Source organism: Anaerolineae bacterium, assembly GCA_013178015.1.
Lineage (GTDB): Bacteria > Chloroflexota > Anaerolineae > DRVO01 > DRVO01 > Ch71.
In genome coordinates, this window is sequence record JABLXR010000042.1 from 1 (window position 1) to 26,219 (window position 26,219).

The following is a 26,219-nucleotide window of genomic DNA, read 5'->3' on the forward strand; positions in this document are numbered from 1 at the left end:
ACAATGATCGCACACGGGTGTCGGCAAGGGGGTTGCGGCTAACGAAGGTTGGAGATTCCTCGCTGGCGCTCGGAATGACAATGATCGCACACGGGTGTCGGCAAGGGGGTTGCGGCTAACGGGGGTTGGAGATTCCTCGCTAGCGCTCGGAATGACAATGGCTGCGCTCGCGCTCCGCCATTGCGAGGTCAGGGGTGAGAGCTCGGCTGCTAGGCGTGACTGCACTGGCGCATTGTCATTCCACGCGTCGGCGGTGAGAGCATCGTTTGCAGCGGTGACAAGGCTCGCCCACTGTCATTCCGAGCGTCAGCGAGGAATCTGCGGCGGGCAATCATGCCCGGGGCGGATCGCGGCGCGGGCGCTCTCCTCGGCTGTTCCCAGGTCTCTCTCTCCGGTACAATCGCCTCCACTCTCATGCGGAGGCAAGGCGGACATGGCGGAGGCCCCCCAGCAGTACGACCTGGTGATACGCGGCGGACGGGTGATGGACCCCGCCCAGGGGCTGGATGCCGTCCGGGACGTGGCGATTCGAGAGGGGAAGGTCGCGGCGGTGGCGCCGGGATTGGACGTGAGCCGCGCGGTCCGGGTGGTGGACGCGTCGGGCAAGCTGGTGACGCCAGGGCTGATAGACCTGCACGCGCACGTCTACTGGCGGGCCACCAAGCTCAGTGTAGAGCCGGACGAGGTCTGTGGGCGCACCGGCGTCACCACGGTGGTGGACGCGGGCACAGCGGGCGCGGCGACCTTCGACGGGTTGCGACATTTCGTCGTCGATGGGTCGAAGACGCGGGTGCTGCCCTTCCTGCACGTGAGCAGCATCGGCCTGGCCACCGACCAGGAGTGTCGCTACCTGGAGCTGGTGGACGTAGAGAAGGCGGTGGAGTGCGTGCGGGAGAACGCCGACCTCATCGCCGGCATCAAGGTACGGGCCAACAAGATGGGCGTGGGCGACCAGTCCGTCTTCCCGGTGTACCTGGCTCATGACGTGGCCGACGTGACTGGGCTGCCGCTGATGGTGGACATGTACTACCCGCCGCCGTCGGTGGAAGAGGTGTTCCCCTTGCTCCGGCCGGGAGACATCTCCACTCACATGTACAAGGGCTACCATGGTGGGCTGCTGCAGGACTGGAACACCCGCGTGCGGCCGGCCGCGCTGGAGGCGCGGGAGCGCGGGGTGTGGTTTGACCTGGGGCACGGGGCCGGCAGCTTCTCCTGGGAGGTGGCCCGGCCGGCGTTCGAGCTGGGCTTCCGCCCCGATACCATCTCCACGGACCTGCATCAGGGAAGCGTCCGCCTGGCGGACGTCAACATGCCCGACTGCATGGCCAAGATGATGGCCCTGGGGGCGAGCCTGGAAGACGTTGTGCGCTGGTCCACGGCTAATCCGGCCAAGGTGCTGAGGAGGCCCGATCTGGGTACCCTGAAGGCAGGCGGCCCGGCGGATGTGACCGTGCTGGAGATGTCGGAAGGCGACTTCACTTACTTCGACGTGGCGGGCAAGCCATTCCCGGGCAAGCACCGTCTCCGAGCGGTGCTGACAGTGTGTCGGGGCGCGGTGACGTACGAGGCGGGCAGTTCGGAGTAGCGGCAACCCCCAGGTGCAGATCCGCAGGTGGAGGTGGTGGCTGGAGCCCGTCCGAGAAGACTGCCCTGCCCCTGACTGGCGCAATCGGGCCAGGTAGGACATCGATGGGTTCTAGGAGGTGCTAGCAATGAGCGATGCCCTGGACCGGATAGAGACGTTAGTGCGCGAGACAAAGAAGACGGAAGAGGAAGTGCTGGCCTTGGCTATTCGGACGGGCGTGAGACAGCTCTGGCGCGAGCGGACGTTGGCCCGATACCTCAAGGGCGAGATAGGACGAGAAGAGGCCGTGCGGGAGGCAGGACTCGACTGGGTCGAGCTGGCAGAGCGTCAGCGCGATGCCATGCTTGAGGACCTCGAGTGGGCGATGGAGAAGTGAGAGCCGTAGCCGATTCTGGCCCGTTGATACGTTTTCACGAGGTCTCCCAGCTCTCCCTTCTGCGGGTGTTCTCGGAGGTTCACCTCCCAGATACTGTGTGGGAGGAGGCCGGCTTCCTCAGACAGCTCTTGGCTCCAGAGCTGTCTGCCCTGCCCATCCCGCAGGCATCACCTTTCGCAGGCGGAACTGAAGGGGACTGAGCAGGCGGTGCAGACCCTCCACCGAGGTGAAGTCGCCGCGATCGCACTATGCCGCTCGCTGGCCATAGAGGTGCTGCTAACAGACGATATGGCTGTGAGGCGAGCCGCTCGCACGCTCGGCTTGAGGCCGGTCGGCTCACTGGGGGTGGTGGTCAGGGCTTACAAGACGGGGGTTCTCAGTCTGCCTGAAGCCGACGTTATTCTCGATGACCTGTGTAGCAGGAGTAGCCTTTACGTCACCCGGGCCATCGTGGAGATGGCAGTGGAGGAGCTTAGGAGACGTCTGGACGAGTGAATGGCCGTGGGATAATGGCTCTCCTGGGAGGTGACAATGTCTGAATCGCGCTATCGCGTCGCTATCATCGGTCTGGGGCGCATCGCTTCCACCATTGACGACGAGGTCCGTCCTGGGTCGGGCACGTTGCTGCCCTATTCCCACATGGCCTGCTACCGCGAGGTGCCGCAGGTCGAAGTGGTCGCCGGGGCGGACCCCTACGCCGAGCAGCGCCACGCCTTCCGCGCGCGCTGGGGCGTGGACCGGCTGTACGCGGACTACCGGGAGATGCTGGAGCGGGAACGCCCGGATATCGTCAGCGTGTGCACCTCCGCCCGGCCCCGACCGGGGATCGTGATAGACTGCGCCCAGGCGGGTGTGAAGGCCATCTGGGCGGAGAAGCCCATCTCCTTCAGCCTGGCCGAGGCGGACGCTATGGTGGCGGCCTGCCGCGACCGGGGCGTCAAACTGGCGATCAACTGCAGCCGTCACTGGGACGTCTTCTGGAACACTGCTCGCGACCTAATTGACGCCGGGGAGATCGGCGCCGTGCAGCAGGTTACTGCCTACGGGCAGGCGGGCCTATCCCACAATGGCAGCCACCTGCTCGATCTGGTGCGCTACCTGGCCGGCGCCGAGGTGCAGTGGGTCTTTGGGGAGATGGAGAGCGATGCCAAGGCGGCGTCGGACGATGACCTGCAGGGCAACGGCTATTTGGCCTTCGACAACGGGGTGCGGGCCTACGTCCGGCTGATGCCGGCCGGAGGAGCCTACTGGGAGTTCGAGGTCATCGGGGAGCGGGGCCGAATCCGGTCCATCGCCAACGGACGCGACTACGAGTGGTGGCAGATCGAACCCGGTGGCCGGCACGGGGAGGTAGTGAAGCGGCCGTTCCTCCGGCCAGCGAGAATCCAGAGCCCGGGCGTGAGGGCTGTACTCGACATAATCGAGTGTATGGAGACGGGACGGGAGCCGAAGTGCTCGGGGGCAGATGGGCGGGCGGTGCTGGAGATCGCCATTGCGATGCGGGAGTCGCACCGGCGGGGCGGGGTGCGGGTGAGCTTGCCCTTGGAGGATCGGTCGCTGCTAATCCGGTCGGCGGAGACGCTAGGCGGTGATACGCCGAGGGCGCTGACTCGGTAGGACTGAGCCTGCGGAGTCAGCCGCAGGCAGGTGAGATGCAGGGCGCCGGCCCGCTCTGAAGGTGTTCCCATGGCCGCCACCGTCGGGAAGGAGATATGCGTAACGCTGCGCCCCGAGGGATTCAAAGGCCTGGGCAAGGAAGCGTGAGCACATGATGAGCCGGATGGCTCACGGGCCGGTTCCCGCACCGGGGCTGTCTGGACCCGCGAAGACCTGCACGCCCGGGAGCAAGACCCGTCGTGAGGCGCCGGGCTATGGCGATTGTCGAGGCGATGGCTTTGGTGCCGTGTCGACAGCAAGCTGCCCATGACCAGGCAGGGGGCGGGGCTTCGGGCTGAAGCCCTTCGCACCGCCCCTACCAGAGCGCATACGCGGGTGCCGGCCTCAGTCCAGCCTCACCGTCTCCCCCGCAAAGCGGGACACTGCGTCCAGATCCAACTCCAGCCCCAGCCCGGGCCGATCGGGTATTGCCAACATCCCGTGCTCATCCAGGTGCCAGCCGCCCTGGACGATGTCGTCAATGTAGGGTGAGCCGGAGAGGTACTCGACTAGGTCGGTGCCGGGGAAGGCGGAGGCCAGCTGGAGGTCGGCGGCCAGGCCCACGGCCGTGTTCCACCCGTGAGGGATGAACCGCACCCCGTGCTCCTGGGCCATCCAGGCGATGCGGCGCTCCTCGCTGATCCCGCCCACCTTGGTGACATCTGGCTGCACGATGTCCAGCGCCCTCGCCTCTAGCCAGGGCAGGAAGGCCTGACGCCGGGTGAGCACCTCGCCTCCGCTGATGGGCAGAGGAGCGTTCTGCCGCAAGAGGGCGTAGTCCCCCAGGTCGTCTGGCCGGAGCGGCTCCTCGAACCAATGGACGCCGTATTCCGCTAGCATGTAGGCCGTCCGAATGGCCCACTTGTAACCATTGGCCCAGAACGCGTCGCTACCTCCCGCGTCCACCATGAGCAGGGAGTCGTCGCCGACGGCCTTTCGGGCTCCCTGCACGATCTCCTCGTCCAGGGCGTCGCTCACCCGCCCGAAGGGCCCCCAGCCGATCTTGAAGGCGCGCCAGCCACGATCCTTCAGGTCTGCCAACTGATCCGCCAGGGGCTCGGGCTGCTGCATAAGGATGGAAGCGTAGGGACGGACGCGGTCTCGGTAGCGCCCCCCGAGGAGCCGACCCACCGGCTGGCCGGTGACCTTGCCCAGGATATCCCACAGGGCGATGTCTATGCCGCTGATGGCGTGGGTGATGGAGCCACCCCGGCCGAGCCAGAAGGTGTTCTGGTGCAGCTTCTCGCTCACTCGCTCGGGCTCCAGGGCGTTTTCGCCCTGGTAGAGCGGCGTCAGCACCTCCAGGGCGGCCTTGACCAGCCCGTCGTTGCTGAAGACGCTGCCGATGCCGGTGACGCCCTCATCGGTGTGGACGAGAACCAGGGTGTGGATGCAGTCCTCGGGGCGGGGCTCCACGGTCCAACCTCCCTCTGGGGTGCTGCCCCGCAGGCCGTAGGCGCGTATCTCTGTGATCTTCAAGCTGCCGTTCCCCTCGTTGCAGTCTCGGTCACTCTACCAGCGGATATCAGACTGGACCGGGTTGGTGTGCTGGTCGGAGCGTTGGGCGATGGGCCAAGCGCGCCACTCGTCCACCAGCTCGATCATGCGGGTGACGGCGGCCTCGAAGACAATCTTGCCCTTTTCCGCCGTGGCCGCGGTCGGGTCGCCGTGCACGCCCTTGTTCGTCCAGCGCCCCCAGTAGTCGGCGAAGCGCACGTAAGGGGTGGTGCTGTCGGAGCTCAGGTACTTGCCGACCACGTCATTGCCGGCTACTGCCTTGTCCATCTTCACCCGCTCTGGGGCCAGGTAGAGGTACAGGGAGGTCTCGATCTCGTCGGCATGGGCCACGACCGGGGTCTCTTGCACCTGGCGGAAGGCGTCCATGGCCAGCGAGAAGTAGTTGAGGGAGGCGCAGAGGGAATGCGTCTGCAGCGTGGTCTTGCGGGCCACCAGGTCCACCAGGGGCGTGTTGGAGCCGTGCCCATTCACGATGAGGATCTTCTGGAAGCCGTGGTAGGCGACGCTCTTGGTGATGTTGAGGCAGAAGGCGATGAACGTCTCCGGCTCGATGTGGATGGTGCCGGGGAAGTCTATGTGGTGCAAGTTGAGCCCGTAGGAGACGGTGGGCAGGACGAGCACCCGGTCCGAGGCGCGACGGCCTACCTCCAGGCAGACGGACTCGGTGAGGAAGGCGTCCACGTCCAGGGGCATGTGAGGGCCGTGCTGCTCGGTGGAGCCGGTGGGCAGGATGACCACTTTCTGGGCTGAGATGGCTTCGTTCATCTCGGGCCAGGTGAGGCGGTTGTAGCGGTACTCGGACTGCGCGCTCATGAGGGTAGCTCCTGGATCGGTTGAGTTAGGTATGGCAGCGCAAGGATAGCGCACAGCGCGGCCCAAGTCGAAGCGAGTGCCCTGGGCCAGTCAGCGAGCATGAAGATCGGACCAGGGCTGTCCCCTCGCCTTCACATTCCCGCCGCTGGCGGCCAGTGCCCGCGCGGCCGTAACCAGCAGCCTCAGATCATAGGCGAGCGACCGGTTCTCCACGTACTCCCGCTCGAGTGCGTTCCTCACCGCCTGACTGCTGGCGTTGTACTCCCTCGCCAGACGCAGGACAGCCGGGCTGATTAGCCCCGGCCTGACCGAGAGGATGGTCTGCCACGTAGGGTCCGTCATATCCACCAGTCCTGGCGCTTCGGGCCGGGGCCCGACCAGGCTCATCTCGCCCTTGAGGACGTTGATCAGGGTCGGCAGGTGGTCGAGGGAGTAGTTGCGAACGAAGCGGCCCACTCGCGTGAGCCTCTGTTCGGCGCTCAGGCCATCCGAGGGGCCCACGGCCATGGTTCGGAACCGGTAGGGGCGAAACCTGAAATCATCCTTCCCCACTCGCTCCGAAAGCCAGAACGCAGGGCCCGACGAGTCCAGCCTGATGAGCACGGCGATGGCCAGGATGACTGGACCAAAGACTATGAGTAGCGCCGTGGAGACCACCAGATCGAGCAGCCGCGTGCCCACATCATGCCTTCCGGGCCCTTTGCGCTAGCCAGACCCTGCTGGTCGGATGGTGCAGGACGCGCCCGGCCGCATCTGCACCTTGAGCACCTGGCCGCTCACGCGGTGCTCCGAACCATCACTGCACGATACGATCGCCGGCTCGTCCCAGGGGTTGGCCAGACGGAACTCACCCTCGTGATCAGACTTGACCTCGACCTCAGTCACGCGACCGTCCTCGCGAGCGGCGCTGACCAGGAAGCCTCCCTCGGTGCGGATGCCTCGGAAGGACACCTGGCGCCAGCGCGACGGCGCCCCCGCGAAGAGGTGATTGACGCCCCGCCTAGTCTGCAAGAGCAGCTCCATGATGGCGGCCGTGACGCCCATCCCGGCATCCATCTGCATGATCTCGCCGCGCGTATGCTTAGGGGCGGTGGGCCGGCTGCCGATGAGGGTGAAGCCAGGCCAGTTAGGGTCGTGGAGGGTGCCATGCCCCTCGTTGGTGAAGACCCGGTCCCAGATCTCCAGCACCAACTCGGCCATGTCGGCGTTGCCCATCCGGGCGTGCAGGATGGCCGCCCAGGACATAGCCCAGCCGGACCACATGCCCATGCCCTCCCGGATCCAGGTGGCCAGGCTACGCTCGACGATGGGGCCCCACAGGGCGTCGTCGAGGTCGAGGGTATCGAAGGGGTAGATGCCGGCCAGGTGAGAGTGGTGCCGGTGGCTCTCGGGCAGGGGGAGCCCATCCCATAGGGCGATCTGCTCGTGGCCCTCCTCTCCGTGGAGCGAGGCCAGCGGTAGCCCGTGTTTGACGCGGAGCCACACGGGCTTGGGTTCCTCCCCGAGGGCGCCGGCGGCGTCCAGGAGGTTTTCGCACAGCCGGTGGATGCAGGCCAGCTGGAAGCTGGCGTTCTCACCCCAGGCGGTGAGGCTGGCGCCGCCGAACTCGGGGGACACGCCCACCGGCAGCACCAGCCGATCGTCGCATTCCTCCAGCATCTCCTCGTAGACGCGCATGGCTCCCTGCATGAAGGGATAGGCCGTCTCCCGTAGGAAGTCCAGGTCGCCGGTGTAGCGCCAGTACTGGCACATCATGTCAGCCACCCAGGCGGTGCAGCCGTGGTCCACCGAACCGGTCCAGAACCCGCCCATGCATGTGCCCCGGTCGTCCACAGCGTGAGGCAGCATAAGGCCATCGTCGATGCCCAGGAAGATGCGGGCATTGTGTCGTAGTTGGTCTTCCCAGGAGCCGATCATGCGGAAGAGCGGCGGCAGGTGATGCAGAAGGTTGCCCCGGTAGGCGGGCCAGTAGCACATCTGGACGTTGATGTTGAAGTGGTAATCCGATGACCAGGGCGGCATCTGGTACTCCTCGATCCAGGGGCCCTGGAGGGTGGCAGGGACGCCGTCAGGGTTGGTAAGGCCGGCGAACTTGTACATGCCGTAGCGGTAGAGGAAGGCCAGCCGAGGGTTGGGGAGCGAAATCTCCGGTACCCGTTCCCGGTAGGCTGCCCACCAGGCCCTGTTAGCCTCCCTCAGGGCTGTGAGGCCGTGCTCGGCCGCCAGGTCGATGCTCTGCCGGGCCTGTTCCCTGGCGTCAGCCGCGCTGCCCCCATACACGGCGGTCAGCCACAGATTGCCTCCCTCGTGCCGATAGCCCACGCACAGGGCAGGGTCGGCGGGACGCTCCTGCACCCAGCCGCTCAGTCCAGAGCTGTCGAACTGGTCGGGAGGGGAGAAGGACACGCTGCCAAGGTAGTCGCCCACGTACTGCCACGCGGGCACCCTACGGATGGACTCGAGCGCGCTGGGCTGCGACAGGGCGACGTGGAGGACGGGATCCTGCATGGATAGGTTCAGGGTGGCCACAGGGAGGGTACCATCTGCGCCTCTGGCCTCGACTGTAACCTCGCCCGTCTCCATGTCCAGGGTCGCCTGGTGCAGAGTTAGGTCGGACCGCAGGACCAGTCCGACCCGGCCGATGGGGAGAACGCTCGGACGCTGCGGCTCGCCGGGACGGGGGTCGGTGCGCTCGAAGAGGCGGCGCAGGCCCTCCTCGTCGCCTTTCTCGAGAAGCGAGCGGATGGCGGCGTAGGACATTCCCTCCCGCCAAGGCATGCCGCCCCGGTGGTCCCAGAAGTCAGCCCGCCCGAGGGTGAGGCGAAGGACGTTGCCCTCGCCCCAGGTCATGACGCCGAGGGTGCCGTTGCCCTGAAGCACTCCGGTGTGGGTGCGAGGCAGAGGGAATTGCCAGTCGTGCGTGTGACTCACGGTGTTCCTCCTGCGGTAGGCCACAGAGGCACGGAGACGCGGAGGAGGGGATAGTGGCTAATGACCAATGGATACGGCCGGGTGAAGCCTGAGCCTCTACAGTACCCACCGTGCACTAGGCACTGCCTCTATGCCTCTGTGGCTCTCCGGCTCGGTCTATCCGGACTGGGCGTGGGTGGCCTTCTCCAGCCAGTCCTCACGAACCTTCACTCCCCAACCGGGTCCCTCAGGGATGGGCACGCAGCCGTCGCTCACCTCCAGCGTAGGCGTGAAGAGCTCTCGGGCCCAGGACTGGGGCTCGATGGAGAACTCGACGAAAGGACCCGCGTTGACGATGGCGCCCATCAGGTGCAGGGCGAACACAGTCACCAGGGAATGGTTGGCGGAGTGGGGGACGCAGAGCTTGCCTGCCCGGTGGGCCATGTCGGCGACACGCAGGGCCCGCGTCATCCCACCCACGTAACACACATCGGGCTGGACGATATCCACCGCGTCCATGGCGATCATGCGCCGCCACTGGGCCAAGTCGTTGTCCTGCTCGCCGCCCGCGACGGGTACGTCCAGCGCCGCCGCCACCTCGGCCGTCCACTCCAGCTCCCAGTAGGGGCAGGGCTCCTCGAAGTGGTCCACGCCGCACTGCTCCAGCAAGCGGCCAACCTCTATGGCTCTGGGGGGTGTGTAGCAGGAGTTCGCATCCACGTGCAGGGCCACGTGCGGGCCGAGGGCTTGGCGTACTGCGGGCACGAGGGCCTCGGTGCGCCCCGGCCACTCGTCCTGATCGTGGCCGGTCTTCTTGCCGATGCGCACCTTGAACGCGCGGTAGCCCTTTTCGTCTGCCAGAGCCGCCAGCCGCCTCGCCTCGTTCTCTGGGCTGATGTCCCTGCGCATGCTGGACCCGTAGACGGCGAAGGGGCGTGGCCTGCCGCCCAAGAGCTCACAGACGCTCTTGCCCGCCAGCTTGCCCTGCAAGTCCCAAAGGGCGGTGTCCACCCCGGCCAGGGCGCGACAGATGTAGGACCAGGGGAACTTGTACTCCTCGTCTATCACCCGGTCGGAGAGGGCATCTACCTCGAGCGGGTCCATTCCCAGGACGTGGGGGGCCACCTGCCGGTGCAGGACGGTAGCGGTGATGTCGGCGTTGAAGGGAGCAGTCTGGCCCCAGCCTTCGGCGCCATCGTCGGTGCGCACGCGCACTAGGCACACCTGCTGAGTGGCGAAGGTCTCGATGCTACTGATTCTCATCTGTCCCCCTGGGTGGGCAGCTTGAGGACGGCGGGCTGGGTGCGCGTGCACCAGCCTGGCTCTAGGCCCACGGCGCCTCGATACCCAGCTCCTGCGCCAGGCCCTCTAGTGCCTGGCGATGTTCGGGCCCCACAGGCACGCCCTTCTCCCGGTACTCGCGTTCCCGCGCGGCCTCGACGCCCCCGGGGAGGTACGCCTCCTCGAAGGCAGCGAGCGGCCGCATCCGCCTCACCCTGCGGACGTACTCGTCCATTTCGGCCTTGAATCGCTCTGGTGGCTGGAAGAGGTCTATCCTGAAGGTGAAAACGAGGGACCCCTGGTTGCCTCCAGGCCACTGTCTCTGGGCCCGGGCCGGGTCCACCGGAATGCCGGCCAGGAACCCTCCCCACGTCTGGCAGATGGCGCCCATACCGATGTGACGCATGACCAGGCCGGGGACCATTCGTTCCAGCTCCTCTCGGTAGGGATCTCCCAGGTAGAGGTCGTGCATGGTGCCGAAGTCCAACAGAAGGTCGTCCTCCTCGCCAGCGGGGGCGCTGAAGGCGAAGGGCGACCCTCCCGCAGCCACGTTGATCGGGTCTCCCTCCGACAGGTTCAACTGATGGCCGGAGGTGACGAAAGAGAGCAGGTCATGGTCTAGGGTCATGCGAGCGTATAGCCCGGCGGCCCCGAAGTGGCCGTGGTTGCGGGTCATGCCAATGGCCATACCGGTGGCCTCGGCCTTCTCGATGGTTCTGAGGGTAGCGTCGTAAGCGGGGAAGTAGCCCAGCCCGCCATCCCCGTCCACCAGAACCGTCTGTGGCGTCTCATGTACCAAGTGGACGTCCGGCCTGTTGTTGAGCTTGCCGTCCCGCATCAGTCGAGCGTAAGCGGCGATCTGGCGGGTGCCGTGGCTGAAGACGCCCCGCAGGTCGTTGCCGGTGAGGAGATCGGCGAGCAACCGGGCCTTGTCGTCAGGCAGCCCCACGATCCGCGAGGCGGCGGACACGAAAGCGTGCAGCCGCTCATGGGGCACGCGGACGAACTCAGAGGGAGGCAGATTCATGTGAGACGGTTTCACGATAGGTCTCCCGGTAGAGTGTGATGCAGCAGCACGCCCCTGTCGGCCCACCATGGAACCGCCGGGCCGAGATTGGAGCGCCATTGTAGGGCGTACCGGCGTTCGGGTCGAGCGCCACGCGGTGTAGGCGTCCCGCCAGCGCGTACTCCGGTCTTCCCTTCTCTATGATCGGCCTGGATCAGCATCATGGCCGTTCTGCTCGTGAACATCGGCATTGGCGCCAGGAGGTCTGGTCGCGGCTGGCTCCAGTGAAGGCGGGACGAACTCAACCTGTTCCGCCACAGGTTGGACATCGGCTCCGGCCCGGTGTTCGGCAGGCCTGGGTGCTGAGGGTCCCGCTGCTGAACCCCGCTTCCGGGCGACCACTAACCGGCGCACGAGGTGACCGCCCGTGCCGGACATGCTATACTCGCTCGCGCGGAGCTCTCGCAAGTACTCGGAGCGTATGGGCATGCGGTGGCCTCTTGGAGAATCGTCACGGGCGTAGCCTCAGGCGGTGGCCCAGCGGACGCGAACTAGGCGTGAGCCGCAGCAACTGCTCTACGGATCCACTTCTCGCCGTATCCTTCGGCGCCAATCGAGCAGACGGCCACACCGTGAAGATGGTGACCGATGGCGCATTGAAACGGATGCAGGCGGCCGCACTCAGTCAGAGGGAAAGGAGGTATAGATCGAAGGACTGCCGTTTTCGTCCTGGCCCAATGAGGGCCTCATCGTCCCAACCGACCCGGCTTGGAACTCCTGAGGAGGAGACAACATGTCAACCAGTGCTATCACCCGGCGTACGTTTCTGCGTGTGACGGCTCTGGCCGGTTCAGCGGCTGCTCTGGCCGCCTGCGCTGGGGCCGCTCCTGCTCCCACTCAGCCTCCTGAGCCCGAGCCTACCGTGGCCGCCACGGAGGCGCCAGCAGCGGAGGCGACCGCCACCATTGCTCCGGAAGCCCCGACTGCTCCAGCCAAGTACTCCGAGGCGCCCATGCTGGCCGAACTGGTGAAGGCAGGACAGCTGCCACCCGTCGAGGAGCGTCTCCCCAAAGAGCCACTGGTGCAGCCTGTGGTGGAGGAGATCGGGCAGTATGGCGGCATCTGGCACCACTGCAACGTCAGCATAGGCGTGATGCCCTACTACAGCTTCGAGGGGCTGATCAACTTCAGCATGGATGGCAACTCGGTGGTGCCCTTCTTGGCCAAGCGGTGGGAAGTCAATGAGGCCGGCAACGAGTTCACCTTCTATCTGCGTGAGGGCACCAAGTGGTCGGACGGCGAGCCCTTCACTGCCGACGACCTTCTCTTCTGGTTCGAAGATATTGTCCTCAACGACGAGCTATCCCCGACCAAGCCCGCCTGGCTGAAGACCAAGGGGGAACTGGGCAAGCTGGAGAAGGTGGACGACTATACTATCAAGTTCACTTTCGCTCACCCCTATGGCACCTTTCTGGAGTGGGTCGCCAACGCCTCCTGGGGGATGCTGCACCCAAAGCACTATCTGATGCAGTTCCACCCCAAGTATGGCGACATGGATGAGATCAACTCCAAGACCAAAGAGGCAGGCTTCGACAACTGGTATCAGCTCTTTGGCAACCTAAACGACCGGCTGGTCAACCCTGACCGTCCAACCTTGGGCCCCTGGAAGCTGATGAATCTGCCCGATGATAACCCTCGCATCTACGAGCGCAATCCGTACTACTTCTCGGTGGACGAACAGGGTCAGCAGCTTCCGTATATCGACGGCCACCAGATCGAGATAGTCACCAGCACCGAGGTGCTCAACTTCAAAGCCATCGCTGGCGAACTGGACTATCAGGACCGTCACACCAACATCATGAATTTCCCTCTGTTCATGGAGGGGCGGGAGAAGGGCGACTATCGCGTCATCCTGTGGCCCAGCTGGGGCGGCGCCGATGCAGGCGTGATGATCAACCAGAACGCGGGCCAGCAGGCAGACGCCAGTGAGCATCAGCAGTTGGTGGGTGATTTCCTGCGTAACGTCGCAGTCCGCCAGGCCTTGTCCATCGCCATCAACCGGGACGAGATATGGAATTCAGCCTTCCTGGGTCTGGGCGAGCCTCGGCAGATGGCTCCTCTTAAGGACTCCAAGTACTATGAGGAAGGAATGGAGACCGTCTGGATCGAATACGATCCGGACAGGGCTGGCCAAATGCTCGACGAACTTGGGTTCGATCAGAGGGACGGCGACGGCTTCCGAATAGCGGCTGACGGCCAGGCCATAGACCCATATATCGCCGCGGTGGACCAGTTCGGGCCCTGGCCGGACACGGCCCAGTTGACGCGCGACTACTGGAACGCCATCGGGATCAAGGCTACTGCCACCGTAGAGGAGCGTTCGCTCTACTACACCCGCATGGCCGCCGGCGAGCACCAGGTCGCCATCTGGGACACAGGTGGCAACGGCCATGTCCTCATCTACCCCTACTGGACCTGCCCCTACTCCACTTCGAGCCGCATCGGCCCGCTGTCCGGGCTGTGGTACCAGTCAGGCGGAACTCAGGGCATCGAGCCCCAGGGAGACTTGCGCCGGGTGCTGGACATCCTGGATGAGGCCAGTGTAGAGCCGGATGAGGCCAAGCGCGACGAGCTAGCGCGGGAGATATTCCGCATCAACCTCGCCAATCTGTGGACCATCGGCACCGTCGGCGCCAGCCCCATGGTCAAGGGCATTGTGATCGTCAAGAATCACTTCCGCAATGTGCCCGACTGGCCGATATGTAGTGAGGACGCCGTTCACACCCCGGCCAACGTGGTGCTCGCTCAGTGCTTCATTCGCCAGGCCTAACGAAACGCCGGTGGCACTGACACGGCGCTGATTGCTGCGACTGCGAGGGGTAGAGGCGATCAGCGGCCTGGGTAGAGTATCAGGCTCTTCATCTCGCTAGACCAGCGTCCGGGGCAACTGCCCCGGACGCTCCCGTCGGGGACGGCGGCTGAGGGCGCACCCGGCATGGAGGTTCTCGATGGGCAGCCGCACCCGAAAGGTCGATCCCTTCCCTTCCACCGAGTCAACCGTCACCTCGCCCTCGTACAGGTTCACCACCCGCCGAACGATGGTCAGCCCCAGTCCCGTCCCGTGCGGGTCGAAGCGTCGGGCGGAGTCGCTGCGGTAGAACTCGTCGAAGATCCGGTCGCGCTCGCTCGGGGCTATGCCGATGCCGGTATCGCTGATCTCTGCCTGAATGTGCTCCCCATCGGCCCGAAGCCGTACGCTCACTCGCCCGTCTGGCGGGGTGTACTTGATGGCATTGCTGATGAGGTTGTTCCATAAGAGGGCGAGAAGGCGGGGATTGGTGAAAGCGATAGGAAGGTCCTCGTCTACCTCTATGTCAAGAGAGACGCGCTTAGCCGCGGCGCTGGGCCGCAGCATGTCCACCGCGTCCATCAGCGACTCCGCCAAATCCACCCTCTCCCGGCCCTCCAGTGCCTGGGCGTGCTCCACCTGTCCCAGGTCCAGCAAGTCCCGGATCAGGACCAGTACTTCCTCTGCCCGTGCCTCTGCTTTCATGGCTATCTCGGGGACTCTCTCGGGCTCGACATATCCCTCCCGTAGCAGCCGAAGGTGGCCCTGGATCGCGGCGACGGGAGCGCGGAGCTCATGAGTGACGTAGCGCAGGAAGGTATCGCGGGCCGCGGCCAGCTCGTTGAGGCGGCGATTGGCCTCCCCCAGCTGCTCCGAGCGCAGCTCACACGCCAGGTTGGACTGGAAAAGCTCCCGCTCCCGAGCGCGCATCCCCTGGACTATGGCGCTGGCCAGGTAGGCGGCGACGAACAGGGCGCTGGTCAGCACTCCCCATTCCAGCACGAGCAGGGTCGGCTGCTGGTACAGCTCAGGGTGCGTCACCCCGACCAGGTGCACATGCGGGAGCACGTGAGCGTACTCGAGCCAGAGCACGGCGGCATAGAGGAGGGAAGAGGCACCGGCCGCGATGAACGCCCAGCGGCCCGACAGCAGCACCCCGGCGATGATCACCTGAAGAACGTAGTAGATGGAGGCGGGGTTTTCTGCCCCACCGGACCAGTGCAGGAACACGGTGTAGACCGAGAGGTCCACCACGATCTGGCCCTTGATGAGCGCTTCCGGCCTCCAGGGACAGTCGCCGCGCTGGAGGCGGGGGATGAGCACTCGCATCACCACTACGTTGGACAGACCCAAGAGCACCAGAATGGCCAACAGCCGCCGGGTGGGGAGCACTCCGGGAAAGATCAAGGCCGCGAGCAGCACGGCCACGAACACGAGCGCCACTGCCACCCAGCGCAGGACCAGCTGCCAGCGCACCCGTCTCAACTGCTCCTCATGCTCAAATGCCGCAGCAGCCAACCGCTCGTCCTCGCTCAATGCTCCTCCCCTGGCCCCGTCAAGTCGCGAGGCCCCTCGGCCCGTCCCGAGACTGACCGCCGACGGTGGCCGGTCTGACTGGGTCAAGGCAGCACGAACGCGGACTCCAACGCCTGCAGAGCCTTCTCCAGGTACTCCTGGCGCAGCAGGCAGGAGACCGTCGAGATGGAAGTGCTTATGGCCAATATGTTGATGCCGGCCTCGGCCAGGGTGCCGAAGACCGCTGCCGCGATTCCGGGCCTTTCCCGGAAATCGGGCCCGAACACGGAGACTAGGGCCACACCTGGGTCTTCAGTGAAGGCGGCGGCGCCTAGGGTGGGCTGGCGGGAGCGCAGCGCCTGGGACGCCAGGGTCAGATCGTCTGCCGCTACGCACAGGATGATATTAGTGTGACCGTGAAGGTCAATGGACTGAACTATGAAGGGGACGTTGACCCCGCAAGCGCCGAGGGCGCCGAACACCTCGGCTGCCACCCCCGGCCGGTCGGGCACGTGCATCACGCCAAGGCACGCCAGATTGGGCCAGTGCAGTATGCCACCGATGCGAATGCGATGGCCGGTATCTGCAGGCTGCCTCGGCATAGCTCAGTTACTGATCAGAGCGCGCACCCGCTCCACCAGCTCCTGCGGGCTGACCGGCTTGGTGAGGAACTCATCCGCAGGCAGGTACTGGTCAGTAGGGAACTGGCCGGCCATGGGGCTGTCCATGATGGACGAGATCATGAGGACTGGGATTCCGGCGAGACGCTTGTCCTCGCGCATGAGGTGGCTAACGTCGTAGCCTTCCGTCGCTCCTCGCATCATCACGTCCAGGATGACCAGATCGGGCGGGTCCCGCCGCATGGATTCGAGCGCCTCTCGGCCGCTGGCGGCGCTCACGACCTGGAATCCGTGCGCTTGCAGGACGGTGCGCGTTATCTCGACGAAATCGGGGTCGTCGTCCACGACCAGGACTCTGGCTGCATTCACCGTCCACCTCCACGCACTCACCCCGGGGGCGGGGCGGCAGTCTCCTCCATATAAGCCCAAGCGGCGGGCGATGTCAAACAGCCACATCGCAGCGCTGGCCTCCGATCGCTCCTGTCCCCAAGGTAGGAGCTCTTCGAGCCGCAAGACTGCTGGGGCAATCCCGTGTACAATGTAGCTGTGAGCATTCTCTCCTACGGGCGAAAGGAGTTGGTGGCATGTTTGGCGATCTGGCCACAGCGTTCCCGTTGATCGTGGGCATAAGCATCGTGACAGCTGCCATAGCCTACTGGCGGGCGGAGGAGATGGCCTCGATGCCCGAGCCGGCGCCGATTGCGGTCGCCACTCGTCGGTCGTTCACCTCCGCCTACCTGGCGGTCAGTCTAGCCTTCGGTCCGGCAGCGGTCGCGGCCTATCGGTGGATGGAGGGGCGCTTTCTGGCCGATGCGGCCGCCGGCTTCCTCAAGCTAGGGGGCGGGGCGGCCCTGGGTCTGAGCGTGCTGGCCCTGGTCGCTCTTCCCCTGATGAGGCGAAAGGGAGCGCCGGAGTTCATCGCCCTGAACCTGCTCTGGGGTCTGGGATACGGCTACTTCCTGCCTCGGCTGATCGGTTAGCAGAGACGGCATGCCATCTGGCGCACCCGCGCAGGCTACGGCAACGGCCTTCCGCTCCGGGTGCTCCACCGGGTCGTCACGGAGCCGGGAGCTTCGTGATGGAGTAGAGGACGATAGGCGGCATCAAGGAACGCGCCGAGGCGGCGCGATAGGAGGACGTATGAAGCCACTGTGCCGTGTCTGCTTAGTGTTGCCGCTGCTGGCCGCCTCGCTCTCATTGCTTCTTGCCTCGCCGGCCAGCGCCCAAGGACCGGTGGCGCTTACCGACCCCGTGGAACTGGAGGCCTTCCTGGACGGACAGGTGGAGGCCCACATGGCGGCCAGCCATGTGGCCGGGGCAGTGATAGCTGTGGTCAAGGACGGTGAGCTCTTCTTCGCCAAGGGTTACGGCTACGCCGATCTCCAGCAGGGCGTGCCCGTATCGCCTGATACCACCCTCTTTCGCCCCGGTTCGGTCTCGAAGCTGTTCACGTGGACGGCGGTGATGCAGTTGGTGGAACAAGGACGGCTGGACCTGGACGCCGATGTCAACACCTACCTGCAGGAGCTTGAGATCCCGGCCACCTTCCCGGAGCCGATCCGCCTGAGGCACCTGCTCACCCACACGCCCGGGTTCGAGGATGTTGGCGATGGCCTCTTCATCCGCGCTGGAGACCCGATGCTCTCGCTGGAGCAGTACCTGCAGGCCCACCTGCCTGCCCGCGTCTACCCCCCGGGCGAGATCTCGGCTTACTCCAACTACGGCACCGCCTTGGCAGGGCACATCGTGAGCCGGGTGGCCGGGGTGCCCTTCGAGCAGTACGTTCAGGAGAACATCTTCGAGCCCCTGGGGATGGAGCGAAGCACGTTCGTGCAGCCGCCTCCGGAGCCACTGGCCGCCGATATGTCGGCCGGTTACCGCTACTTGAATGGCTCCTACGCGGAGCGCTGGTTCGAGGTGGTGCAGGCGTCGCCGGCCGGGGGGCTGAGCGCCACCGCCACCGACATGGCCCGCTTCATGATCGCCTACCTGCAGGGCGGCCAGTTGGGCCAGACACGCATACTGGAGGAAGAGACCGTCCGGGAGATGCAGGAGCTGCAGTTCTCCCACGACCCGCGGCTCACGGGATGGGGCTGGGGCTTCGCTGTTGAGCAGGAGAGGGACCTCCGCGTGGTGGGCCATGGGGGCGACACGACCTACTTCCACTCGTTCCTTGGGCTGCTGCCGGAGCACCATGTGGGCATCTACATCTCCACCAACTCCGAGACCGGTGGCCGACTTCGCACGGAGGTCCTCGAGGCCTTCCTCCGGCGTTACTTCCTGGAACCGGTCGCGCCCCAGCCTCTGGTGCCCTCCTACCCTTTGGAGGGGGCCGAGCGCCTGGTGGGCACCTACGTTCCGGCGCGGGCCAACTACACCACTTTCGAAAAGCTGCTGGGGCTATTCCAGACCGTTGGCGTCGTGGCCACCGACAGGGGCACTATCCGACTCACCGGGCCCTTCGACCTCGATCATGTCCACTGGGCGCAGGTGGAGCCACTCGTCTTTCGACCCACCGACCCGGAGGACCGTACCGGCCCCGTGATCTTCGAAGAGGAGGGCAGTCGCGTCACCCGGCTCTACGTGGGCCCCTGGGCTTTTCTGCGTCTGCCGTGGTACGGTACGCCCATGGTCCAGTACCTGCTGCTCGGCACCAGCATGCTGGTGCTGCTCTCTGCGGTGGTGATCTGGCCGCTGGGCTTCCTGGGCAACCGGCACCGGCGGCTGTATCTGGGCCAGCCCCCCGGTTCGACGGGGCTTCCCCGGCTAGCTCGGATCCTCGCCTGGACCTACGCCCTCCTCAGTTCGCTGACCTTGATCGTCACGGCGGGCATCTTGAGCGACCTCGAATCAGTGACGTTCGGCGCGCCCCCGGTGCTGGACGTGCTGATGCAAGTGCCCTACCTGGCGACGGTGCTGGCGGCTGGCGTGGTGGTCTTCGCCATCGTGGCCTGGTGGAGGCGTTGGTGGACCCTGATTGGGCGGCTGCACTATGCGCTCATCGCCGCGGCAGGGGTGGCCCTGATCTGGTGGCATGCCTACTGGAACGTGATCTTCTGAGTTGGCCCCGGCAGCCCGGATGTGACGAGGACAGGTGGCAGATGCTGGGGAGCGGCACGACCGGAATCCACCGAGGTAAGAGCTCAGGAGCGGGGGCACGAGTGTGTTCAGGCGGCAGACGTGCGCAGGTGTTTCCTCACCGGCTTTCGCGGCAGGCTCTTCGGCCGGCTAGGAGAGCAGGGCGCCAGCATCCTGGCAGGTTCCAGCCTCCTCCTGAGGAATGCGCGCTCCTAGGCACGGTAGGCACTTGGGGGGCGGCGCGCGTGGGCGCGCGCACTCCTCGAAGGAAGGTGCCCCAGGCGCGGTAGGCACTTGGGAGGGGCGGCGCGGGTGGGGGCGGGCAGTCCTCGAAAGAGAGTGTACGTGCGGTGCGCTCGGGCTGGCTAGGCCAGTCCGAGCGCAGGGAAGGCTCGGAGCGACAGTGCTGGTCGGCATGTGTCCCTCCGATCCTGAGCTGCTAACCTGCCGAGCGTGAGGTGATCCGTATGAAGTTCGAAGCCTACTCGTACCGTATCAGCTCCCGGTTTGGCAGTCGGGTGTGGGTGGAAGTCCTGGATGGACAGGTGTCGGTGACTGGCCCGAGAGTTCCCGTCCCGGCGTACCGGCTGTGGCTAGGCATTCAGGCATTGCTGCTGGCGGCGACACTGCCCCTGCTCCTGCTGGGGCTCCTGCGGCGGAGCGGTGGCGCTATTGCGGCTGGACTGAGTACGCTGCTACTACACCTTGCCGTGGGCGGCTTCGGCGCCGGCTGCATGTGGGAGGCGATGAACCTCAATGCCTTTAGCGAGGGCAAGCGGGGAGAGACGCAGTCCTTCCCGGTCAGCGCCGTGCGCGACGTGCGCATCGGGCGGGGATGGGCTCGCAAGGGGCTGTGGCTGGTCTTACTTCCCTACGTGCGAAGGATAGACGCCCTGGCCGAAGGGCATGCCGTCTCTTTCGAGGCCCCCGACGACGGGACGGGCGCTAACGCCGTGTACGCCCTGCACATGCGCACCCCGGAGGACGCGCTGCAACTGGTCGCCATTCTCCGATAGGGATCTCGCCCTAGGGGCCCTGAGGCCCTCTGTAGCAGACCCCTCTCTTGTGCCCAACAAACTACCGGGGTGGTATAGTGTTGCTCTGAGCTACGCCAAGGGGAGCGAGCGATGGACCGGTCGGCGCGGCGCGATGGGCCGAGAGTGCTTCTGGTAGGTTATAACGGGGCCAACAACACCGGCGCGGAGGCGCTGTTGCAGGCCGACCTCCGGGATTTGCGGTCACTGCTGCCGGATGCCCAAGTCACGGTGCCCACTCTGAGCGAGGCCAACCTGCGCCGCTACCTCAAGGAGGGTCCCGACCTCCGTATCGAGCCCATGCCCACCATCTTCTTCCGCAAGGTGGAGCGCCTGGTTCGCGATCACGACTTGGTGATGCTGGTGGAGGGCAGCGCCTATATGGACACCTGGACCTCCGCCCTGCTGTGGTACTTCCTCTGGGCCACTCACTGCGCCCGCAGCCTGGGCAAGCCCTGCCTGGCCTACGCCGTGGACGCCGGAGATCTCTCGCCCCTGAACCGGTGGCTGGTGCGTCGGGTGGCCAGCCGGACCGGCCTCATCGTCACCCGGGCTCGAGCGGCGGCCGAGCGGCTTCGATCCTGTGGGGTCACAGCCCCAATCGAGGTGACTGCCGACAACGCCCTCACCTTCGAGGCCAACCCCGAGGACGAGGGTTGGGTAGAGCGGGATTGGTCGGCGGCCAAGAAGGGAGCCATTGGCCTGGCGGTGGTAGACTTTCACCTCTGGCCGGTGGTGATCCGTCCCTGGGGGCGCCGCGAGGACTGCTATAGGTGGCCCTACTACTTCAGCCGCTCCCCTGAGCGCGAGCAGGTCACTGCCCGCCTGGCCCAGGGCTATGCCGACCTGGCCGACGGCCTGATCGGGGAGCAGGGCCGCCCGGTGGCACTCATCTGCATGGAGCAACTGGATGAGCCGCTAGCCCGTCGCATCCATGGGCTCATGAAACATCCAGAGGCGGTGCGGGTCTTCTCCTCCAGTCAGTGCGACGCCTCCCAGATGACAGCACTGCTGCAGACGCTGGGGGTCTTGGCGACCTCACGCTACCACGCCGCCATCCTATCTCTCCGGGCCCACGTCCCGCAGGTGGCGGTCGGCCACGACCTGCGACTCAAGAGCCTGTATGGGGAACTGGGCCTGGAGGACGACTACTTCCTGGATCCGGACTGCCCCGACCTGTGGTCCCGGCTGCAAGAGAGGCTGCGCCAACTCCTGGCCGACCCCGAGCCGATGCGGGAGAGGCTTCGCCGCGGTCACGAGGACCTGGCCGCCCGAGCCGCTCAGAACCGGCCGCTGCTGCGCCGGTTCCTGACCGAGCACGGCTGGGCGCCCGCGTGACCGACACCCTACTGCTGACGGGGGCGACCGGCTTCCTGGGAACGCAGGTGGCCCGCTGGCTCGTGGGCAACACCGACTGCCGGCTGATTGCTCTGGTACGGGCTGACGACCGGGAGGGAGCCGAGCGCCACCTGGCTCGTTCCTGGTGGGACTGGCCGGAACTGGCCGGCGCTATCGGCGACCGGGTGGAGGTCCTTCGCGGTGACCTGACCCTCGACCGGCTTGGTCTCGACGGGGAGACCTACCGGTACCTCGTCCGCCGCCTGACCTGCGTGGTGCACGCCGCTGCGGGCCTCCGGTTCGACGCTTCCGAGGCCGAACTCAGGCGGGTGAACGTCGAGGGCACGGCCCGGCTTCTGGAGCTGGCCCAAGCGGCGCATGCCGACCACGGCCTGACTCGGTTTGCCCACCTGTCCACCGCTTACGTCGCCGGTCGGAGGGAGGGCGACGTCGCCGAGGCCGACCTGGGCGAGGGCGCCGGCTTCCACGGCGCCTACGAGAGGACCAAGTACGAAGCCGAGAGGCTGGTTCGGGGCGCGGGCCTGCCGACCTCGGTCTTTCGCCCCGGATTCGTGGTGGGGGACTCGCACACGGGCGAGATCAAGACGTTCAATACCCTATACTACCCGCTGCGGCTCTATCTCAACGGCCGGCTGCCCGTCCTGCCGTGCCGACCCGACCTTCGGCTCAACCTGGTGCCGGTGGACTACGTGGCCGAGGCCGTGGGCCGGCTGACGTTGGACCCCCGGGCCGAAGGGCTGACCTTCCACCTCACCGCCCCCACGGAATCGCTCCCCACCGCTCGGGAGTTGGTGGCGTTCGTGCGGGGGTGGGCGAGGGAGACCTTGGGGCTGTCCCTGCCACGGCCCTGGTTCGCTCCCTTCCTGCTATCTCTGGCGCCGGCCGCCGGAAGGCTTCCTGGGCGCACCCTGACCAACCTGTCGGCGTTGGCGCCGTACTTCGGCGAGCGGCGTCGCTTCGTCCGCACCAACACCGACCGCCTCCTGGGTCCATACCGGCTCGACTGGCGCCAGTTCCTGCCCCGGCTGCTGGAGTTCGCCGCCTATCAGGGGTTTCTGCATCGCTCCGATCGGACGGTACAGGAACAGCTCCTCTTCCGCCTGGGCAGCCGGTCCCGGCCAGTTCGCTACCACGACATCGTCCAGGGGCGGCTGGTCTCCCGCAGCGCCGCCGAGATCCGGGAGGACATCCTGACGACCGCGGGGGCAATGCGGGTGCTGGGGGTGGAGCCGGGTGACCGGGTGGCTGTGGTGGGGCTCAACAGCACCCGCTCTCTCATCCTCGACGCGGCCATCGGTCTGGTGGGTGCGGTGAGCGTGCCTCTCTACTACACCAGTCCTCCCGCCGACATCCGCTCCATCCTGGCGGCCAGTGGGGCGCGGGTCCTGTTCGTGGGAGCCCCTGCCGTGCTCGCCCGCCTGGACGAGTTGGAGAGCCCGGTGCCGGTGGTCTCCTTCGGGCGCGAAGGCGCCGGCGGGGGTGCGGCTCGAGCGATGGCGTGGGAGGACTTCCTGGCCCGAGGGCGCGGCGTGGAGGTCGAGCGGACGGCTCCGGTAGGCTTCGGGGACGCGGCCACCCTGCGCTACACCTCCGGCACCACTGGTCGGCCGCGGGGAGTGGTCTTCCGGCACGAGCACCTGCGCTACATGGCCGAGTCGCTTGCCTCCCTGCCCCCCTGGCGGGTGCGCCATCGAAGGGTAGTCTACCTCTCCTTCCTGCCCATGAACCACGTGGTCGAGGGCATCCTGGCCACCTACTCCCCCTACTACGTCCCCGCCCCGCTGGACCTTTACTTCCTGGAGGACCTGCGGGAGGTCGCCCGGGCGCTGCCCGCCGTGCGGCCGACCATGTTCTTCTCCGTGCCGCGGGTATACGAGAAGCTGTGGGAGCGGTTTGAGACCAGTGGGCCGGGCCGGGTGTACCTGCGAGCCTCCGGGGCAAGGCGGCGCCTGCTGCGGCCCCTGGTGCGGGCCGCGTTCCTGCGGCGGGCAGGGCTCGACCGCTGCGCCCAGCTCATCGTGGGCTCCGCCCCCTCAGGCGAGGGGCTGCTGCACGCCTATGGCGAACTGGGGATCGAGCTGCACAACGCCTACGGGCTGACCGAGGCGCCCCTCGTCACCCTGAATCGAGTAGGGGCCAACCGCCTGGGCACCGTGGGCCGCCCCCTGCCCCACACCCAGGTGCGCATCGCCAACGATGGCGAGGTGATGGTGCGCGGACCCCAGGTGACACCGGGCTACTTCGAGGCCCAATCCGAGCCTCCGGTGCGAGACGGCTGGTTGTTCACCGGCGATCTGGGGCGGCTGTCCGACGATGGTTTCCTCATCCTGGAGGGCCGCAAGAAGGAACTCATGATCACCTCCTACGGCAAGAACGTGCACCCGTCACGGGTGGAGGCGCGGCTGCAGCAGGTGCCTGGAGTGACGGAGGCCCTCCTGGTGGGAGACGGTCGGCCGTACTGCGCTGCCCTGCTGTGGGTGGAGGGGGTGGTTCTCACCCCCGAGGATAAGGCACTGCTGGATGCAGCTGTTGCCCGGGCGAACCGGGACCTGTCTCACCCAGAGCAGATCAAGGCCTGGGCGGTGCTCCACCACGACCTTAGCGTGGCGGGAGGTGAGCTCACGCCGAACCTCAAGCTGCGGCGGACCGAGGTGATCAGGCGGCACGCGGGGGTGGTGTCGGCCCTCTACGGCCAGGGAGAGCCGCCGGATTCCGTCCTTCACCTGGGGCGAGTGGCGCGGGAGGTGCTCGGTGGCTAGCCCGCTACTTGCCCTTCTCAGCGCCTACACCCCCCAATGGGTCAGGCGGCGCCAACTGGTCCGGCTCCTCCAGGTGACGGCAGAGGCATTCGAGGTTCCCCTGCCGACTCAGCGCCGTAGCTGTCCAGAGCTGCTGGAGGACTACGCCGCCTTAACTGCGCGCCAGGCAGCGGAGGCGCTCCGGTCCGGCCAGGACCTGGCGCCGATCCGGGAACGGCTGTACCGCGGGGCGCGGGGAATGGGATGCGATTTGAGGCACTGGCTGCACGTCCGCACCCCCACCCAGGTGATGGCGGCTGCCCGCCTGGCCTACCGTGCTCTGGGGATAGACCTGAAGGGCTTCCCCGACGGGAGCATCGTCGTGAGCCGCTGCTGTTTCGCCCGGCACTACTCCCCGGAGGTATGCCGGCTCATCTCGGCGCTGGACGCCGGGCTACTGGCGGGTTTGTCGGGCGGGGGCAGGCTGGAGTTCTCCCAGCGGATCACCGAGGGCGCGGCCTGTTGCCTGGCGAGGCTGGAGCCACTGCCGCAGTGAAGACGGCCGTCGTGGTGGGGAGCGGCGCCGGTGGTGCCGCCGTGGCCCGAGAGCTTCAGGGCCGCTTCCAGGTGACCGTGCTGGAGGCCGGAGGCGAGTTCCGGCCCTTCCCTGTATCGCTGGCCGCGGCCGAACGCATCAAGCGAACGGGTCTGCTGGTTGACGAGCGCCTCATACGGCCGCTCTACCCCGCCATGCAGATCCGCAAGACGCGCGAGGGCCTGGTGCTCGTGAATGGGGTGGGCACCGGGGGCACCACCACCGTATCTACCGGCAACGCCCTCCGATTGGATGCCGGCGTGCGGGCTATCGGAGTGGACCTGGACCGGGAGTACGCGGAAGTGGCGCACGAGGTGCCTATTACCGCGGCACACGAGCGGCTCTGGCGCGAGCCCACGCGCGAGCTGTTCCGCGCCTGCGCCGAGCTGGACCTGCGGCCCCGGGCCATGCCCAAGATGGGCCGCTACGATCGTTGCGCTAACTGCGGCCGCTGCGTTCTGGGCTGCAGGTACGGCGTGAAGTGGGACGCCCGGGCCCACCTGGCCGATGCACTGCAGAGGGGGGCGACTCTGCTCACCCGGCACCGAGTGGAGCGGGTGGTGATCGAGGGAGACACGGCCACCGGGGTGGTGGCGCGGCACTGCGGCCTGCGGCGGTTCTTCCCCGCCAACCTGGTGGTACTGGCAGCGGGAGGCCTGGCTACTCCCGTCATACTGGAGAGGTCTCGCCTGGCCTGTGAGCCCACCCTCTTCGTGGACCCGGTGCTCTGTGTGGCTGCCCGACTGCCCGGTGCTCGACAGAGCCGGGAGATGCCGATGCCCTTCTACGTCGAGGGTGACGGTTACATCATCTCTCCCTACTTCGACTACCTGAGCTTCTTCTTCACCCGGTCCTGGCGCCATCCGGCCCAGGACATCGTCTCCCTCATGATCAAGCTCGCCGACGATGCGGTGGGCCGTGTAGCCGGCACCCGGGTGGACAAGCTGCTCACCTCTGCCGACCGGCGCCGCCTGGATGAGGCCGCCTCGCTCTGCCGCCGCCTGCTGGCCCGTATCGGCATCCGGCCCGGGGACACCTTCCTGGGGACGCTGAATGCCGGCCATCCCGGTGGCATGCTGCCTCTCACCGAACGAGAGGCCGGGACCCTTCACCACGACCGGCTCCCCCCCAACCTGTACGTGGCCGATGCCACCCTGCTTCCGCGCTCTTTGGGCGGCCCGCCCATCCTCACCGTGCTGGCCCTCGCCAAGCGCGTGGCCCGAGCGGCGGCGGAGCAGGTGGGGGAGTAGAATGCTGATGGCGCCGATACGACGCAGATCAGCGCTG

At 66.5% G+C, this 26,219-nt stretch carries 21 protein-coding genes; 12 read left to right on the forward strand and 9 right to left on the reverse strand.

Annotated elements, in window-relative coordinates; all coding sequences use genetic code 11:
* The first annotated feature begins 433 nt into the window (after positions 1-433).
* From HPY83_15150 to HPY83_15165, 4 genes are all read left to right on the forward strand, one after another.
* Positions 434-1,585 (forward strand): amidohydrolase/deacetylase family metallohydrolase, encoded by a 1,152-nt coding sequence (locus HPY83_15150; GenBank protein ID NPV09282.1) that lies wholly within the window; start codon positions 434-436, stop codon positions 1,583-1,585.
* Positions 1,586-1,712: 127 nt separating this feature from the next.
* Positions 1,713-1,961, forward strand: a complete 249-nt coding sequence (locus tag HPY83_15155; GenBank protein NPV09283.1) for a hypothetical protein — start codon at positions 1,713-1,715, stop codon at positions 1,959-1,961.
* Positions 1,962-2,249: 288 nt separating this feature from the next.
* The gene (locus tag HPY83_15160; GenBank protein NPV09284.1) at positions 2,250-2,456 is read left to right on the forward strand and encodes a hypothetical protein; all 207 of its coding nucleotides are present in this window, start codon (positions 2,250-2,252) and stop codon (positions 2,454-2,456) included.
* Positions 2,457-2,492: 36 nt separating this feature from the next.
* On the forward strand, positions 2,493-3,578 hold the full coding sequence (locus HPY83_15165; GenBank protein ID NPV09285.1) for a Gfo/Idh/MocA family oxidoreductase: 1,086 nt from the start codon (positions 2,493-2,495) through the stop codon (positions 3,576-3,578).
* A 384-nt stretch (positions 3,579-3,962) separates the two neighbouring features.
* Here the strand turns inward: HPY83_15165 and HPY83_15170 are convergent, their stop codons facing one another.
* The 6 genes from HPY83_15170 to HPY83_15195 all read right to left on the reverse strand — a co-directional run bounded on the left by HPY83_15170 (position 3,963) and on the right by HPY83_15195 (position 11,181).
* Positions 3,963-5,096 (reverse strand): mandelate racemase/muconate lactonizing enzyme family protein, encoded by a 1,134-nt coding sequence (locus HPY83_15170; GenBank protein NPV09286.1) that lies wholly within the window; start codon positions 5,094-5,096, stop codon positions 3,963-3,965.
* 33 nt (positions 5,097-5,129) lie between these two features.
* Positions 5,130-5,948 carry a creatininase family protein gene (locus tag HPY83_15175; GenBank protein NPV09287.1) on the reverse strand — a complete coding sequence of 273 codons (819 nt, stop codon included), beginning with the start codon at positions 5,946-5,948 and terminating at the stop codon, positions 5,130-5,132.
* A 90-nt stretch (positions 5,949-6,038) separates the two neighbouring features.
* Positions 6,039-6,629, reverse strand: coding sequence for a sugar transferase (locus tag HPY83_15180; GenBank protein ID NPV09288.1), 591 nt, complete (start codon positions 6,627-6,629; stop codon positions 6,039-6,041).
* Between the two features lie 24 nt (positions 6,630-6,653).
* Positions 6,654-8,879, reverse strand: coding sequence for a hypothetical protein (locus tag HPY83_15185; GenBank protein ID NPV09289.1), 2,226 nt, complete (start codon positions 8,877-8,879; stop codon positions 6,654-6,656).
* A gap of 156 nt (positions 8,880-9,035) precedes the next feature.
* Positions 9,036-10,121 (reverse strand): mandelate racemase/muconate lactonizing enzyme family protein, encoded by a 1,086-nt coding sequence (locus HPY83_15190; GenBank protein NPV09290.1) that lies wholly within the window; start codon positions 10,119-10,121, stop codon positions 9,036-9,038.
* Between the two features lie 61 nt (positions 10,122-10,182).
* The gene (locus HPY83_15195; GenBank protein NPV09291.1) at positions 10,183-11,181 is read right to left on the reverse strand and encodes a hypothetical protein; all 999 of its coding nucleotides are present in this window, start codon (positions 11,179-11,181) and stop codon (positions 10,183-10,185) included.
* A 757-nt stretch (positions 11,182-11,938) separates the two neighbouring features.
* Between HPY83_15195 and HPY83_15200 the strand changes: the two genes are divergently transcribed.
* Positions 11,939-13,975 (forward strand): ABC transporter substrate-binding protein, encoded by a 2,037-nt coding sequence (locus HPY83_15200; GenBank protein ID NPV09292.1) that lies wholly within the window; start codon positions 11,939-11,941, stop codon positions 13,973-13,975.
* A gap of 96 nt (positions 13,976-14,071) precedes the next feature.
* On the opposite strand, the gene HPY83_15205 is transcribed toward HPY83_15200, so the two are convergent.
* The 3 genes from HPY83_15205 to HPY83_15215 form a co-directional block, all read right to left on the reverse strand.
* A complete protein-coding gene (locus HPY83_15205) occupies positions 14,072-15,529 on the reverse strand; it encodes a HAMP domain-containing histidine kinase (protein NPV09293.1) in 1,458 nt (485 codons plus the stop codon).
* Between the two features lie 83 nt (positions 15,530-15,612).
* On the reverse strand, positions 15,613-16,110 hold the full coding sequence (locus HPY83_15210) for an ACT domain-containing protein (GenBank protein NPV09294.1): 498 nt from the start codon (positions 16,108-16,110) through the stop codon (positions 15,613-15,615).
* 3 nt (positions 16,111-16,113) lie between these two features.
* Positions 16,114-16,497: a response regulator gene (locus HPY83_15215; protein NPV09295.1), complete on the reverse strand. Its 384-nt coding sequence runs from the start codon at positions 16,495-16,497 to the stop codon at positions 16,114-16,116.
* A 215-nt stretch (positions 16,498-16,712) separates the two neighbouring features.
* On the opposite strand from HPY83_15215, the gene HPY83_15220 reads away from it, so the two are divergent.
* From HPY83_15220 to HPY83_15250, 7 genes are all read left to right on the forward strand, one after another.
* Positions 16,713-17,108 carry a hypothetical protein gene (locus HPY83_15220; protein ID NPV09296.1) on the forward strand — a complete coding sequence of 132 codons (396 nt, stop codon included), beginning with the start codon at positions 16,713-16,715 and terminating at the stop codon, positions 17,106-17,108.
* A gap of 160 nt (positions 17,109-17,268) precedes the next feature.
* Entirely contained in the window at positions 17,269-19,188 is a 1,920-nt protein-coding gene (locus HPY83_15225) for a beta-lactamase family protein (protein NPV09297.1), read from the forward strand.
* A 485-nt stretch (positions 19,189-19,673) separates the two neighbouring features.
* Positions 19,674-20,222, forward strand: coding sequence for a hypothetical protein (locus tag HPY83_15230; protein NPV09298.1), 549 nt, complete (start codon positions 19,674-19,676; stop codon positions 20,220-20,222).
* Between the two features lie 111 nt (positions 20,223-20,333).
* Positions 20,334-21,578: a polysaccharide pyruvyl transferase family protein gene (locus tag HPY83_15235; GenBank protein NPV09299.1), complete on the forward strand. Its 1,245-nt coding sequence runs from the start codon at positions 20,334-20,336 to the stop codon at positions 21,576-21,578.
* Positions 21,575-24,358, forward strand: a complete 2,784-nt coding sequence (locus HPY83_15240) for an AMP-binding protein (GenBank protein ID NPV09300.1) — start codon at positions 21,575-21,577, stop codon at positions 24,356-24,358. Before HPY83_15235 ends, HPY83_15240 begins: the two co-directional genes overlap by 4 nt.
* A complete protein-coding gene (locus tag HPY83_15245; GenBank protein ID NPV09301.1) occupies positions 24,351-24,893 on the forward strand; it encodes a hypothetical protein in 543 nt (180 codons plus the stop codon). The genes HPY83_15240 and HPY83_15245 overlap by 8 nt, the downstream gene beginning before the upstream one ends.
* On the forward strand, positions 24,890-26,182 hold the full coding sequence (locus tag HPY83_15250; GenBank protein NPV09302.1) for a GMC family oxidoreductase: 1,293 nt from the start codon (positions 24,890-24,892) through the stop codon (positions 26,180-26,182). Before HPY83_15245 ends, HPY83_15250 begins: the two co-directional genes overlap by 4 nt.
* Positions 26,183-26,219: the final 37 nt, after the last annotated feature.